Source organism: Silanimonas algicola (assembly GCF_054777375.1).
This window is the reverse complement of the sequence record NZ_BAAHAS010000002.1, coordinates 614917-629346: the sequence shown is the minus strand read 5'-3', so window position 1 is coordinate 629346 and position 14430 is coordinate 614917. Positions and strand designations below refer to the sequence as shown.

General features: G+C 69.7%; 13 protein-coding genes. 8 read left to right on the top strand and 5 right to left on the bottom strand.

Annotation, left to right across the window (positions count from 1 at the left end):
* Positions 1 to 7: 7 nt before the first annotated feature.
* From metX to trhA, 4 genes are all read left to right on the top strand, one after another.
* Positions 8 to 1075 (top strand): homoserine O-succinyltransferase MetX, encoded by a 1068-nt coding sequence (gene metX / locus ACYVAK_RS08120; RefSeq protein ID WP_461059743.1) that lies wholly within the window; start codon positions 8 to 10, stop codon positions 1073 to 1075.
* Positions 1072 to 2268, top strand: coding sequence for a cystathionine gamma-synthase (metB, locus tag ACYVAK_RS08115; protein ID WP_461059741.1), 1197 nt, complete (start codon positions 1072 to 1074; stop codon positions 2266 to 2268). Before metX ends, metB begins: the two co-directional genes overlap by 4 nt.
* Before the next feature lie 111 nt (positions 2269 to 2379).
* On the top strand, positions 2380 to 5190 hold the full coding sequence (locus ACYVAK_RS08110; RefSeq protein WP_461059739.1) for a valine--tRNA ligase: 2811 nt from the start codon (positions 2380 to 2382) through the stop codon (positions 5188 to 5190).
* Between the two features lie 88 nt (positions 5191 to 5278).
* A complete protein-coding gene (gene trhA / locus ACYVAK_RS08105) occupies positions 5279 to 5935 on the top strand; it encodes a PAQR family membrane homeostasis protein TrhA (RefSeq protein WP_461059737.1) in 657 nt (218 codons plus the stop codon).
* 1 nt (position 5936) lies between these two features.
* On the opposite strand, the gene rimI is transcribed toward trhA, so the two are convergent.
* The 3 genes from rimI to pssA are packed head-to-tail and all read right to left on the bottom strand — an operon-like array spanning position 5937 to position 7459.
* Positions 5937 to 6386 carry a ribosomal protein S18-alanine N-acetyltransferase gene (gene rimI, locus ACYVAK_RS08100; protein ID WP_461060516.1) on the bottom strand — a complete coding sequence of 150 codons (450 nt, stop codon included), beginning with the start codon at positions 6384 to 6386 and terminating at the stop codon, positions 5937 to 5939.
* A 42-nt stretch (positions 6387 to 6428) separates the two neighbouring features.
* Positions 6429 to 6683 carry a hypothetical protein gene (locus tag ACYVAK_RS08095; protein WP_461059735.1) on the bottom strand — a complete coding sequence of 85 codons (255 nt, stop codon included), beginning with the start codon at positions 6681 to 6683 and terminating at the stop codon, positions 6429 to 6431.
* Positions 6680 to 7459, bottom strand: coding sequence for a CDP-diacylglycerol--serine O-phosphatidyltransferase (pssA, locus tag ACYVAK_RS08090; protein ID WP_461059733.1), 780 nt, complete (start codon positions 7457 to 7459; stop codon positions 6680 to 6682). Before pssA ends, ACYVAK_RS08095 begins: the two co-directional genes overlap by 4 nt.
* A gap of 87 nt (positions 7460 to 7546) precedes the next feature.
* Between pssA and ACYVAK_RS08085 the strand changes: the two genes are divergently transcribed.
* Positions 7547 to 7945 carry a DUF4124 domain-containing protein gene (locus ACYVAK_RS08085; RefSeq protein ID WP_461059731.1) on the top strand — a complete coding sequence of 133 codons (399 nt, stop codon included), beginning with the start codon at positions 7547 to 7549 and terminating at the stop codon, positions 7943 to 7945.
* 84 nt (positions 7946 to 8029) lie between these two features.
* Positions 8030 to 9748 (top strand): proline--tRNA ligase, encoded by a 1719-nt coding sequence (locus tag ACYVAK_RS08080; RefSeq protein ID WP_461059729.1) that lies wholly within the window; start codon positions 8030 to 8032, stop codon positions 9746 to 9748.
* Positions 9749 to 9805: 57 nt separating this feature from the next.
* Here ACYVAK_RS08080 and ACYVAK_RS08075 read toward each other — a convergent pair whose 3' ends face one another.
* The gene (locus ACYVAK_RS08075; protein ID WP_461059726.1) at positions 9806 to 11428 is read right to left on the bottom strand and encodes a lytic polysaccharide monooxygenase; all 1623 of its coding nucleotides are present in this window, start codon (positions 11426 to 11428) and stop codon (positions 9806 to 9808) included.
* A 399-nt stretch (positions 11429 to 11827) separates the two neighbouring features.
* On the opposite strand from ACYVAK_RS08075, the gene ACYVAK_RS08070 reads away from it, so the two are divergent.
* On the top strand, positions 11828 to 12190 hold the full coding sequence (locus ACYVAK_RS08070; RefSeq protein ID WP_461059724.1) for an H-NS histone family protein: 363 nt from the start codon (positions 11828 to 11830) through the stop codon (positions 12188 to 12190).
* Between the two features lie 57 nt (positions 12191 to 12247).
* Here the strand turns inward: ACYVAK_RS08070 and ACYVAK_RS08065 are convergent, their stop codons facing one another.
* The gene (locus tag ACYVAK_RS08065) at positions 12248 to 13495 is read right to left on the bottom strand and encodes a threonine/serine exporter family protein (protein ID WP_461059722.1); all 1248 of its coding nucleotides are present in this window, start codon (positions 13493 to 13495) and stop codon (positions 12248 to 12250) included.
* Positions 13496 to 13543: 48 nt separating this feature from the next.
* Between ACYVAK_RS08065 and ACYVAK_RS08060 the strand changes: the two genes are divergently transcribed.
* Positions 13544 to 14428: a DMT family transporter gene (locus tag ACYVAK_RS08060; protein ID WP_461059720.1), complete on the top strand. Its 885-nt coding sequence runs from the start codon at positions 13544 to 13546 to the stop codon at positions 14426 to 14428.
* Positions 14429 to 14430 lie beyond the last annotated feature (2 nt).

The window sequence follows — 14430 nt, the reverse complement described above, 5'->3', positions numbered from 1 at the left end:
GCCCGCCATGTCCGCCATCACCCTTGCCGAAGCCGCCCACGACGAACCGGTCTGTCGCGCGGCCACTCCCTCCGCCACCGACGGCGTCCTCGCCAGCGCCCTGTCGCTGCGCCACGCCGGGCTGCAGCGCGTGAACCTGCGCTGGCGCCTCGTCGGTGCCGAAGGCACGCCGGTGCATGCCGTGCTCGGCGGCATCTCGGCCACGCGCCACGTCGCCGCAGTGCGCCAGGACGAACCTGAAGGCTGGTGGCAGGTGCAGGTGGGCTCCGGCCGCCCCTTCGACCTGGCCCGATGCCGGGTGCTGAGCTTTGACTGGGTGGGCCGCGACGGCACGCTCGACGCCCCCATCAGCAGCGCCGACCAGGCCGATGCGCTGGCGGTGCTGCTCGACCACCTCGGCATCGCCCGCCTCGCATCGATCGTCGGCAGCAGCTACGGCGCCATGGTCGGCCTCGCCTTCGCCGAGCGCTACCCGGGCCTCGTCGAGCGCCTCGTGATCATCAGCGGCGCCGACCGCGCCGACCCGTATGCGGCGGCCTGGCGCGCCCTGCAGCGTCGCGTGCTGGAGCTCGGCCGCGACGGGCCGGAGGCCGTCGCCCTCGCCCGCCAGTTCGCGATGCTCAGCTACCGCACACCGGAGGAATTCGCGGCGCGCTTCGACGCCGAGCCGACCTGGGAGGGCGACCGCCTGCGCTGCGCCGCGCAGGACTACCTCGACGCCGCCGGCTCCCGCTTCGCCGCGGTGTTCAGCCCGATTGCCTTCCGACGCCTGTCCGAGTCGATCGACCAGCACCGCGTGGACCCGTCGCGCATCACCACGGCGACCACCGTGATCGCCGTCGAGCAGGACCGTCTCGTCCCGCTCGACGACCTGCGGCGCCTGTCGTGCCAGCTCGCCGGCCCGGCGCGTCTCGACGTGATCCGCTCGATCTACGGCCACGACGCCTTCCTCAAGGAGCCCGAGCAGATCGGCCGCCTGCTGGCGCTCGCGCTCGTTTCGCCGAGCCCGCCGGTTTCGTCGGAACGCGTTCCTCCTTCTTCGTCCCTCTTTTCCTCGCCGCAGGCCCACGCATGAACCCCTTCGAATCCGCCACCCGCGCCGTCCGCGCCGGCATCGACCGCGACACCGCCTACGGCGCGGTGGTCCCGCCGATCGTGCTGTCGTCGAACTTCAGCTTCGAAGGCTTCGGCAAGAAGCGTCGCTACGACTACACGCGCAGCGGCAACCCGACGCGCGATCTGCTCGGCGACGCGCTGGCCGAACTGGAAGGGGGCGCCGGCGGCGTGGTCACCGCCACCGGCATGGCCGCGATCACCCTGGTGCTGAGCCTCCTGGAACCCGGCCAGCGCCTCGTCGTCCCGCACGACGCCTACGGCGGCAGCTGGCGCCTGTTCAACGCGCTGGCGAAGAAGGGCGCCTTCGAACTCGTCACCATCGACTTCACGTGTCCGCGCGCCCTCGCCGCCGCCCTCGACCCGGCACCGGCCATCGTCTGGATCGAAACGCCGTCGAACCCGCTGCTGCGCATCACCGACCTGCGCTTCGTCGCCGAGGCGGCGAAGCGCGTCGGTGCGCTCGTCGTGGTCGACAACACCTTCCTCTCCCCGGCCCTGCAGACGCCCATCGACTTCGGCGCCGACCTCGTCGTGCACTCCACGACGAAGTACATCAACGGCCACAGCGACGTGGTGGGCGGCGCCGTGGTGGCGAAGACGCCGGAGCTGCACGAGCGCCTCACGTGGTGGGCGAACGCGCTGGGCCTCACCGGCTCGCCCTTCGACGCCTTCCTGACCCTGCGCGGCTTGCGCACGCTGGATGCCCGACTGCGCGTGCATGAAGAGAACGCCCATGCGCTTCTGGATCTGATGGTGGGCCACGAGGCCGTCGCGGTGGTGCACTACCCGGGGCTGGCGTCGCACACGGGCCACGCGCTGGCCGCGCGCCAGCAGAAGGGCTTCGGCGCGATGCTGAGCTTCGAACTCCGCGGCGGCGAAGCGGCCGCTCGCGCCTTCTGCGACGGCCTCGGCTGCTTCACCCTCGCCGAATCGCTCGGCGGCGTGGAAAGCCTTGTGGCCCACCCGCCGACCATGACCCATGCCGCGATGAGCGCCGAGGCCCGCGCCGCCGCCGGCATCCGCGACGGCCTGCTGCGGCTCTCGGTCGGCATCGAGCACGTGCGCGACTTGCGCGCGGATGTCGCGGACGGTCTGGAGCGTGCGGCGCGCGTGGCCGCTTCCACGTACGTCCGTGAGGCGGTGATCGCCTGACGCCGCCGCGACGGCAGGGCGGCCGTCTCTGCCGGCCCCCCGGCCCGGAATGCTAGGCTTGGCGCCCTTTTTCGACCTTTTGGCCGGCCCGAAACGCCGGTCGCGCGCCGCATGGACAAGAGCTTCGAGCCGAGCACCTTCGAATCCCGCTGGTACGCCCACTGGGAGGGCACCGGCCTGTTCAAGCCCTCGGGCGATGCGTCCAAGCCGGCCTACAGCATCCTGCTGCCGCCGCCGAATGTCACCGGCACCCTGCACATGGGCCACGCGTTCCAGCACACGCTGATGGACACGCTGGTGCGCTACCACCGCATGCGCGGCTTCGACACGCTCTGGCAGCTCGGCACCGACCACGCCGGCATCGCCACCGAGATGGTGGTGTCGCGCAACCTGCACCTGGCCGGGAAAGGCGAAACCCGCGACGGCCTCGGCCGCGAGGCTTTCGTCGGCAAGGTCTGGGAGTGGAAGAAGGAGTCCGGCGACACCATCGAGCGGCAGATGCGCCGCATGGGCAGCTCGGGCGACTGGTCGCGCAGCGTGTTCACCATGGACCCGATGCCGAGCACGGCCGTCGTCGAGACCTTCGTCAAGCTGCACGAGCAAGGGCTCATCTACCGTGGCCAGAAGCTGGTCAACTGGGACCCGGTGCTGAAAACCGCGATCTCCGACCTCGAGGTGGTCAGCGAGGAGGAGAACGGCCACCTGTGGTCGATCCGCTACCCGCTCGTCGACGCGACCTACGAACACGTGGAAACCGATGCCGACGGCGTCGAGACGCTGCGCGAGACGCGCGACTACCTCGTGGTCGCCACCACCCGCCCCGAGACCCTGCTCGGCGACGTCGCCGTGATGGTGCACCCGGAGGACGCGCGCTACGCCCACCTCGTCGGCAAGCAGGTGCGCCTGCCGCTTTGCGACCGGACGATCCCGGTGATCGCCGACGACTACGTCGACCGCGCCTTCGGCACCGGCGTGGTGAAGGTCACGCCGGCGCACGACTTCAACGACTACGCGGTCGGCCAGCGCCACGGCCTGCCGATGATCAACCTGTTCACCGACACGGCGCACCTGAACGATGCCGCGCCCGAACGCTTCCGCGGCCTCGACCGTTTCGAGGCGCGCAAGCAGGTGCTGGCGGAGCTCGACGGTCTCGGCCTGCTGGTCGAAGCCAAGCCGCACAAGCTGATGGTGCCGCGCGGCGACCGCACCGGGCAGGTGATCGAGCCCTACCTCACGGACCAGTGGTTCGTGAAGATGGACGAGTTCGCGCGCAAGGGCCTCGATGCCGTCGAAAGCGGCCGCGTGCGCTTCGTGCCGGAGAACTGGATCAACACCTACCGGCACTGGCTGGAGAACATCCAGGACTGGTGCATCAGCCGCCAACTCTGGTGGGGCCACCGCATCCCGGCGTGGTACGACGAGGCCGGCAAGCTCTACGTGGGCCGCGACGAGGCGGAAGTGCGCGCCACGCACGGCCTCGGGGCCGACGTCGCCCTGCGCCAGGACAGCGACGTGCTGGAGACCTGGTTCAGCTCGGCGATCTGGCCGCATTCGACGATGGGCTGGCCCAATGCCGAGGCCATGGCCGAGCGCGGCTTCGACCGCTACCTGCCGTCGTCGGTGCTGGTCACCGGCTTCGACATCATCTTCTTCTGGGTCGCCCGGATGATCATGATGACCGAGCACTTCACCGGCGAGGTGCCGTTCAAGGACGTCTACATCACCGGCCTCGTCCGCGACAAAGACGGCCAGAAGATGTCGAAGTCGAAGGGCAACGTGCTCGACCCCATCGATCTCATCGATGGCATCAGCATCGAGGCGCTGGTCGCCAAGCGCACCAGCGGCCTGATGAAGCCGACCGACGCGCCGAAGATCGAGAAGGCCACGCGCAAGGAATTCCCGGAAGGCATCCCGGCCTTCGGCGCCGACGCCCTCCGCTTCACCTTCGCCTCGCTGGCCACCCACGGCCGCGACATCAAGTTCGACCTCGCCCGCTGCGAGGGCTACAAGAACTTCTGCAACAAGCTCTGGAACGCGGCGCGTTTCGTGCTGATGAACACGGAAGGGTTCAGCGCCTCGGGCGTACCCACGCCGACGACCGACGCCGAGCGCTGGATCCTCGACCGCCTGCAGCAGTTGCTGAAGGACGTCGAAGCGCAGTTCGCGGCCTACCGCTTCGACCTCGCCTCGCAGGCGATGTACGAGTTCGTCTGGAACGAGGTCTGCGACTGGTTCCTCGAGCTGTCCAAGCCGGCCCTGCAGGGCGGCGACGCGGCCGCCATCGCCTCGACCCGCCACACGCTGCTGTACGTGATCGAGCAGAGCCTGCGCGTGCTGCACCCGCTGATCCCCTTCGTCACCGAGGAGATCTGGTCGCACGTCGCGCCGAAGCTAGGGCTGGCCGGCGGCTCGATCAGCGTGCAGGCCTACCCCGCTTTCGATGTCGCACTCACCGACGCCCGCGCCGCCGCCGACATCGAGTGGCTCAAGGCCGCCATCACCGCCCTGCGTTCGGTGCGCAGCCAGCTCGGCGTGCCGCCGGGCAAGGCCGTGCCCCTGCTGCTCGCGGGCAAGGGTGATGCGGCACAAATCGAACGCCATGCCGGCGGCCTGACGTTCCTCGCCAAGCTGGAGTCGATCGACTGGGTGCAGGGCGAACCGCCGGCCGCCGCGGCCGCGGTGCTCGGCGAACTCACTCTGCTGGTGCCGCTGGCCGGCCTCGTGGATCTGGACGCCGAGCGCGTGCGCCTCGACAAGGAGATCAAGCGCGTCGAAGGCGAGATCGCGAAGTGCCACGGCAAGCTGGGTTCGGAAACCTTCGTCGCCAACGCCCCGGCCGCCGTCGTCGAGCAGGAGCGCAAGCGCCTCGCCGAGTGGTCGACGATGCTGGACGGCCTGAAGGCCAACCGCGGGCGGCTGTGAAGACCGGCGGGCACCGGCCTGAACGCCGGCGCCTGCGGATTTCGAGTCGCACTGGCAGGCTCCATCCGTTTCAGGCAGGGTGCCGCGCATGACCGACCTCAGCCTCCACGGCCTGGCCCACGCCCTGCGCGACGAGCGCTGGAGCGCGATCACGCACGGCGCCGGCGCGGTGCTGGGTGCCATCGGCAGCGCCGTGCTCATCACCCTTGCCGCGCTCTGGGGCGACGGCTGGCAACTTGCCAGCGCCATCGTCTTCAGCGTCACGCTCGTGCTGCTGTACACCGCCTCCGCCGTTTACCACGCGGCCCCCTTCAAGACGGCGCTGAAAGCGCGCCTGAAGGTGCTCGACCACTGTGCGATCTACCTGCTGATCGCCGGCACCTACACCCCGATTTCCCTCGTCGGGCTTCGCGAGCATGGCGGCTGGTGGCTGTTCGGTGCCATCTGGACGCTGGCGGTCGGCGGCGTGGTGTTCAAGCTCCTCACCCGTGGCCGCTTCAAGCTGCTCTCGACGCTGATCTACGTGGCCATGGGTTGGTTGGCGGTCGTGGCGATCAAGCCGATGACCGAACAGCTCAGCACGTGGGCGCTGCTCTGGATCTTTTCCGGCGGCGTGGCCTACACCCTGGGGACGCTGTTCTATATGAGCCGGCGCATCCGCTACACGCACACGATCTGGCACGGCTTCGTGCTCGCGGGCAGCGCGCTCCACTTCGCCGCGGTCGCCACCCAGGTCTGGGCCTGATTCAGGCTGGCGGTGCCGAACCCGGGGCCACCAGTTCGAGGGCCATGACGATGGCATCCTCGCGCCCGTCCTTCGCCGGGTAGTAGCGCGGCCGCTGGCCGATCCGCAGGAACCCCTCGCTGGCATAGAGCGCGATGGCGTTCGGGTTGGAAGGCCTGACTTCGAGGAACACCCGGTCGGCCATATGCCAGCGCGCCAGATCGACCATGCGCTTGAGCAGGCGTCGACCGAGGCCATTGCCTTGCCACGCGGGATCGACGCAAAGATTCAGAAGATGCGCCTCGTCGGCACCGACGCTGAGCACGCCGTAGCCCATCAGGCCCTCCGCCGACTCGGCGACCCAGCAGGCGTAGCCGGCCCCTAGGCAATCGCGGAAGATGCCTGGCGTCCAAGGGAAGGCGTAAGCACGCTGCTCCATCGCCGCGACCGCGGGAACGTCGGCCTGCCGCATCGGCCGGAACTGGACCGCCTGCGCCAGCTGCGCCGCCACGCCTCAGCCTCCGCGCCGCCAATCGCGCACGCGACGCCACAGGGCCCGTTTGAAGGCGGCGTCCGCCGGGCGCCCCGCTGGCGCCGGCCACTCACCCCACAGCGCGCCGACCCAGCGTTCCAGCCCACCACGCAGTTTCGGCGGCAAGACGAGGCCGGCCAGCGGCGTAGCCATCCCGGGCACCGGCACCGTCCTCCGCTGGACCGGCGCGTGGCCCAGTGCCTCCAGGGCGCGGCGCTGCAGCGGCGACCAGTTCACGTCGACGCCGTTCCCGGGCGGCGGCGCTGCAGCAGCCAGCCGATCGGGCCGCTCAGGAGGTAGACGAGGGCGACGGCGAAGATGACCTTCGGCGCGTCGATGAGGAGGGCCACCAGAACCGCGACCACCAGCACCATGAACCAGAACGGCACGCGATCGCCCGGCCAGCCCTTGAAGCTGAAGAAGCGGATCCGGCTGACCATCAGGAGGGCGCAAATGGTGGTGACGGCCAGGGCCACCCAACGCATGGCGTCGCCCGTCCAGCCGAGTTCGGTGAAGCACCAGACGACGCTGATCATCGCCCCCGCCGAGGCCGGGCTGGCGAGGCCGATGAACCACCGCTTGTCAGCACTGCCGGCCGACACGTTGAAGCGGGCGAGGCGCAGTGCCGCGCACGCAACATAGAGGAAGGCCGCAGCCCAACCGACCTTGCCCCAGGCGTCCCCATCAAGGGCGAGCTGGGCCAGCGCCCAGTGGTACATCACCAGCGCGGGCGCCATGCCAAAACTCAGCAAGTCGGACAGCGAGTCGTACTGGACGCCGAACTCGCTGGTGGTGCCGGTCATGCGGGCCACGCGACCGTCCAGCCCGTCGAACACGCCGGCGACGATGACGGCGAAGCATGCGGCCTCGAACCTCCCGTTCGCGGCGGCCAGGATCGCGTAGAAGCCGGCGAACATGTTCGCCGTCGTCAGCAGGTTGGGCAACAGGTAGATGTGGCGGCTGCGGGGTCGCGTCGCGGCGGTTTGCGGCAGGTCGTCGGGGATGGGATCCATGGGCGGAGTGTAGCCGCAGGACCGTCTGCCCTGCCCGCTGGGCCCGGATGGCGCTACCATGCAGCGAGTCCCGTTGGAGCGGTCCCCATGCGTTTGCTTGCCGGCCTGATCACTGTCGCCCTGTTCGCCGCCACCCCCGCCCTGCACGCGCAGGATCCGGTCTACACGTGGGTCGATGCCAACGGTGTCCGGCACTACGCCCAGACGCCGCCCGAGGGCGTGAAGTACGAAACCCGAGGCATCCGCGACCAGGCCGTCGGCAGCGAGGCGACGAAGGCGCCGGAGCCGGCCGCCCCGCAGCGTCCCGACGACCGCGTGGCCTGCGAGCGCGCGCGTCTTGCGCTCGACCAGTTGAACTCCGACGTCCCGCTCGAGATGGACCGCGATGGCGATGGAACCCCGGAGCCGGTGGATGCGGCCCAGCGCGCCGAGCAGAAGCGCCTCGCCGAACAGGCTGTGCGCGCGTACTGCGCCAACGGGGGCTGACCGCACCAACGCGTGGGCGCGGGAAGCGCGCGGGCCTTGGCGGCCCGCTAGAATGCCGGCTTTGCGTCTTCCGACCGAACCCGCATGCGCCTTTCGCAGTTCCACCTCAGCACCACCAAGGAAACCCCCGCCGACGCCGAAGTCATCAGCCACCAGCTGATGCTGCGGGCCGGGATGATCAAGAAGCTCGGCGCCGGCCTCTACACTTGGACCCCGCTCGGCCTCCGCGCCCTGCGCAAGGTCGAGGCCGTCGTGCGCGAGGAAATGGAGCGCGCCGGCGCCATCGAAGTGCTGATGCCGGCCGTGCAGCCGAAGGAGCTGTGGGAGGAAACCGGCCGCTGGGCGAAGTTCGGCGGCCAGCTGCTGAAGATCACCGACCGCAAGCAGCAGGAGTACTGCTTCGGCCCGACGCACGAGGAAGTCATCACCGACTTCGCGCGCCAGGAGCTGGCCAGCTACAAGCAGCTGCCGAAGAACTTCTTCCAGATCCAGACCAAGTTCCGCGACGAGATCCGCCCACGCTTCGGCGTGATGCGCGCCCGCGAGTTCCTGATGAAGGACGCGTACTCGTTCCATGTCACCCCCGAGTGCATGGCCCGCGAGTACCAGACCATGTACGACGCCTACACGCGTATCTTCACGCGCCTGGGGCTGAAGTTCCGCGCGGTGAACGCCGACACCGGCGCCATCGGCGGCTCGGCGTCGCACGAGTTCCACGTGCTCGCCGAATCGGGCGAAGACGCGATCGCCTTCTCCGACACCTCGCCCTACGCCGCCAACGTCGAGCTGGCTGAAGCCCTCGCCCCGGCCGCGCCGCGCCCTGCCGCGACGGCCGCGATGCGCAAGGTCGCGACGCCGACGCAGAAGACCTGCGAGGCCGTGGCCGAACTGCTGGGCCTGCCGCTGACCCGCACCGTGAAGTCGGTGGCCGTGGTCGGCGACGCCAAGGTGCTGGGTGGTACCGGCTTCGTGCTGGCCCTCGTGCGCGGTGACCATGCCGTCAACGAGATCAAGCTCTCGAAGATCGCCGGCCTCGCCGACTACCGCCTGGCCACCGAAGACGAGATCCGCGCCCATCTCGGGGCCTCGCCGGGCTTCCTGGGCCCGGTCGCGCCGAAGCAGCCGATCACCGTCGTCGCCGACCGCACGGTCGCGGCGATGGCGGACTTCGTCGTCGGCGCCAACGAGGACGGCTTCCACCTCGCCGACGTCAACTTCGGCCGCGACCTGCCGGAGCCGACGCTCGTCGCCGACCTCCGCAACGTGGTCGAGGGCGACCCGTCGCCGGACGGCCACGGCACGATCAAGCTGGCCCGCGGCATCGAGGTCGGCCATGTGTTCCAGCTCGGCCAGAAGTATGCCGAGGCCATGAAGGCCACCGTGCTCAACGCCGAAGGCAAGGCCCAGGTCATGTACATGGGCTGCTACGGCATCGGCGTGTCGCGCATCGTCGCCGCCGGGATCGAGCAGAACTTCGACGCCAACGGCATCCGCTGGCCGGAAGCAATGGCGCCGTGGCGCGTCGCGGTCTGCATGATCAACCCGAAGGGCGATGCGACGGTCACCGCCGCCGCGGAGGCGCTGTACAACGACCTCGCCGCCCGCGGCGTCGAGGTGGTGCTCGACGACCGCGGCCTGCGCCCGGGCCAGATGTTCGCGGACATCGAACTGATCGGCCTGCCGCACCGCGTGGTGGTGTCCGAGCGCGGCCTCGCCGCCGGCACCTTCGAGTACCGGGCCCGCGCGGCGGCGGAATCGGAAAACCTCAGCCGCGAGCAGGTGTTCGAGCGGCTCGGGCTCTGAGGCCCGAGGCATGCCTCGGCGAGCCCGCGCACGAGTCACTCGTGCGCGGGCGCGGCTTCAGCGGCAGGTCGGTGCGGTGAACGTGGCCAACGGCGCGTAGTTGTTGGCATTCATGCCGAAATAGCCCGGCGTGCTCGCGTTCACCCAGGCGGGCTTGCGCATGACGATGCGCTGGCCGGTAACGGTGGCCTGGAACACGCCCGGATCAAGCCTGACCTGGCCGAGGTCGAGCGAGGTGCCGGTGAAATCCAGCGTCACCTCGGCGTTGGCGGTCGCAAGGTCGAAACCGGCCCAGTACGGGCCACGTCCGGGACGCACGGTGACCGAACACTGGCCCGGGGGCGGCACCGGCGCACTCACCACTTCAACGAAGGCGCTGACGAGCCCGGAATCGCCGAGGGCGTAGACGCGGTTGCTCGTCGCGTCCTGCACGGGCGTCACCTCGCCGTTGCGAAGCACGCCCACGCGGAGGTCACTCGAAGCGGCGTTGACCGCCTGCGCCAGCGTTGCCGGCCAAATCGATCCGGCCGCCGTGCCGGCGTTCAGCGTGATCGGGGTGCGCGGAAGATGGAGATCGGCGCCGGCGCGATTCACGACGCGGAGCCGCACCGCATCGCCTGCCGCCAACTCGCGGGGCGTGGCGGCCAAAGCCCCGATGTCCTGCCACACGACGCCGGCGACCGGGACGTGCGTGAAGGTCGCCGTAGTGGCGTCCGTCCCCGCCGCGCCGGTCACCGCCAGGCCGATGGTGACCGTCGTCGCGGCCGACGGTGCGCCGAGGCGCAGGGTCGCCCGCGGGCTGGTCGGATTCTCGAGGGTATAGAGCGCGTTGCTCGGCGAGACCGTCCAGCGGTAGCTGAGATTCGTGCCGCTCGAGGCCCCGGCGTCAAGGGCGAGCGTGGCGCTGCCGCGCACCTCCGCGGAATCCGGCGTGCGCCCGATCCGCGCCACCGGGGCGACCGGCACGCTGCCACCGCCGCTGAACACGGCATCGATGCAGCCGTGGAATCGCTCGAAGGTGTACTGGTTGCGGCCCCACTCGCCGTAGATCACGTGGCGCCCCTGGCGCGCGGGCACGGTGCAATACGTGTCGAATCGCTGCTCCGCCTTTCGGGCCACGACGTCAGGCGACGCGCTGGGATTGTTGTCGCGGTACTGCAGGCTGCAGAAGGGCGCAGCTTCGAAATCGCTCCAGCTCAGCGGGGTTCCAACCCGGAAGACGAAATCCGGCTTGGTGATCCAGTAGCGGAACTCCTCGGTGTCATCGAAATGCGGCCCCCAGGAAATGTTCCAGGTGATCTTGTTGCGGCCGCTCTGCATGGCATTGGTCGGCCAATCGATGGGCTGGTCCCACGGGGTGGCGCCGCCTTGCCACGTCTCGCTGCCGAAGCCGCAAACGTGCCGCGGCAGGGGGTTCACGACCGCGCGGCCACGGGCGTGGGTCAACACGCTCATGAACGAGTAGCCGCCATTGGGGTCGGACGCGAACGCGCCGCGGCAGACCGGATAGGCGGCGGTGCCATTGGCCACCTGGTCGGGCTTGGTGACGGCGCCACAGAACCAGTTTCGCGATGCTGGCTCCTCCATCAGCCCATGGGCGCCCGCTTCGGAGGGCACAAGCAGCGGAACGAGCACAAGAAGGCTCGCAAGTGGACGGACGTCGAATACCTCGGTACGCATGGGGCGTGGTGCTCCTGATCGATGCTCACTGCGGGGGGAATCCGTCACGGCGAGGAGGCCGCGTCGGGGGACCATGAGTCGATGCATCGACCGGATCCACCGGAAGGGGGGACGCCGATCGATGCAAAGGCTGGATCACGTTCGTGTCGGGGGCCGTGTCCCCGGGACCGGGGGGACGGGACGCGGGCGCCGCACGATGGGCGCGACTATGGCGGATGATAACGCTGTCATTCGTGACGCTCCGCACAGTATCGACGTCCGCCGCGCCGTCCTTGCCCGGCCGCTCGCCGCCTTGGACCCGGCAGGTCGCGACGTTCCCATTTGCGTCGGGGGTGACTAGTATCCCGAGGCGCCGCTGATTTCCGGCCCGCCCAATCCGTTTAACCGCGAGGACACCGAATGGCCGTCGACCTGCAAGGGCTGTCGCCGAAAGAACTGGACGCACTGATCACCCGGGCGAAGCAGCGAAAGCAGACCCTGGCGAAGCGCTCGCCCATCGCCGAGGTCCGCAAGGCACTCGCCGCGGTCGCGAAGAAGCACGGCTGGACCCTCGATGAAGTGCTGGCGGGAGCGGGAGCGGTCAAGGCCACCCGGGCCGTGCGCCCGGCGAAGGCGCGCAAGTCGACCACCAAGGGAACGAAGGTGGCTCCGAAGTACCGGCATCCGGAAACGGGTCAGACCTGGTCGGGCCGCGGCATCCTGCCGAAGTGGATGAGCGAGGAGATCGCCAAGGGCCGCACGCGCGAGGATTTCGCGATCTAGGCGCGGCGTCTCCCGCGCCGTCCCCGCGACGCCGGCCCGAGGCCGGCGTCGTCGTTCTCAGAGGTAGCGGCGCGGCGGCACCAGCAGGTTGCCGAAGAGCAGGCCGGCGACGATGGCGATGAGGGCGCTCAACACGGCCACGGCGGTGTCGAGGCCGAGCACGACATCGCGCTCGAGCACGAAGCTCAGGCTGCGGAACCCGACGCTGCCGGGCACGAGCAGGATGATGCCGGACACCCGCAGGAGCGCCCCGGGGCGTCGGAAGATGCGACCGAACGCATTCGACACCACGGCCACGCCGAGGCCGGCAAGGAACACGCCGCCGGCGAACGCCTCCGAGGAAAGGCCCGGGATCTGTCCGGCGAGCCGCGTCAGCCCATAGCCGATCCACGCACCGGACATCACGATGAGGAAGTCGCGACGTGCCGCGCCGAACAGCACGGCGAACGCCGCGGAGCCGACCAGCAAACCCGCCCACTCGGCCCAGGCCGGGAGCTGCGGCGCACTGATCAACTGCGGCTGCCAGCCCAGAGCGTGTGCCGCTTGGGTGGCGACGACGGTGCCGAACGTGAGCTTGAGCAGCGCCACCGTCGCCCCGGCGAAGCGCGCGGTGCCGGAAGCCCAGTTCTGGCTGCTGAGTTCGGCCACCGCGGTCGTGAGCATCAGGCCCGGCATCAGGACGATCAGGGAAGCGATGACGACGGTCTGCAGCGACAGCGGCGTCATGAAGGCGGCGATGGCCGAAGCCGTCAGGGTGGCCAGCAGCGCGGCGATGGCATCGGAGGCCTCGTGCAGGCGCGGCCGGCTCGCCGAGGCCACGCTGAGCAGCCCGATCATCAGGCCGATCAGGGCCGACGCCACCACGTCCACCCAACTCGTGCGGAGCAGCGCCGCCACCGACCCCGACGCCAGCCCGAAAGCCAGCACGGTGATCGCCAGCTTCTCGCGCGCGATGGGCCGGTCGAGGGCGGTGAGGGCCTCGAGCCCTGCGTCGACTTCCATCCGCCCGTCGGTGACGCGCTCGGCGACGTCATCGACCATGGCCAACGCCTTGAGGTTGATGTCGCCCGGCGCGAGGCGCAACACGCGGGTGATCTCGGCGCCATCGCTTTTCTGCGGGCTCGAGAACGAGAGGATGATGCCGGTGGGGTTGCACCAGATCTCGGTGCGCACGCCGAGGCGCCGCGACACCGTCAGCACCGCGCCCTCGAGGCGATCGGTCGACATCCCGCAGGCATGCAGGCGTCGCGCGAAGTCGATGATGAAATTGCAACGCTGGCGGAACGGGGTGGTGGCGGCACTCATGGCGCGCAAGCATGGCAGAAAGCCACGCCCATCAACGACAATGCGCGCATGGGCCTCGGTGAACTGTTCTCGTTGTTGTCCGCGGCCGTCTGGGCCGTGGGCGTGATCCTGTACCGCCAACTGGGGGCGACCCTGCCGCCGCTGCAGCTGAACCTGCTGAAGAACAGCCTGGTGTTCGGCATGGTCCTCGCCAGCCTCCCGCTGCTCCACGGCCTCGCTGTTCCAAGCTTCAGCGCCTCGCAGATCGGCCTCGCGCTGCTCAGTGGCTTCATCGGCATCGCCGTCGCCGACACCCTCTACTTCCGGGCGCTCAACCAGCTCGGCGCCGGGCGCATGGGCGTGCTGGGCAACTTCTACAGCCCCGCGGTGATCCTGCTCAGCGTGGTCTTCCTGGACGAGCGCCTCAGCCTCGTACAGATGATCGGCTTCGGCCTCGTGAGCCTGGGTGTCTATCTTGTCGCCGAGCGCCGCCCGGACGACGCCGGGGGCGGCCGCGCGCTGTTGACGGGGCTGGCGATCGGCTTCTGCGCCATCCTCCTGATGGCCGTCGCCATCGTCATCGTGAAGCGCACGCTCGAAGCCCAGCCGCTGATGTGGGTGACGGCGGTGCGCATGACCGGCGCCGTGCTCGGCCTGTGGCTGCTGGCCCTCGTGTTCCGCCGAAGGCTTGGCCCGGCCCTCCCGCCGCTGGCCGGCGTGCCTTGGAAGAAGCTGCTGGTCGCGGCCTTCGTCGGGCAGTTCCTGTCGATGGTGTTCTGGCTCGGCGGCTACAAGTTCACCTCGGCCTCGGTGGCCGCTATCCTCAATGAAAGCGCGTCGGTCTTCATCCTGCTCTTGGCCTGGATCTGGCTGAAGGAGCCCTTGAGCCGTCGCGCCCTTGCCGGCGTGGCGCTCACGGTCGCCGGCGTGAGCTGCATGCTGCTGCCCGCCTGAAG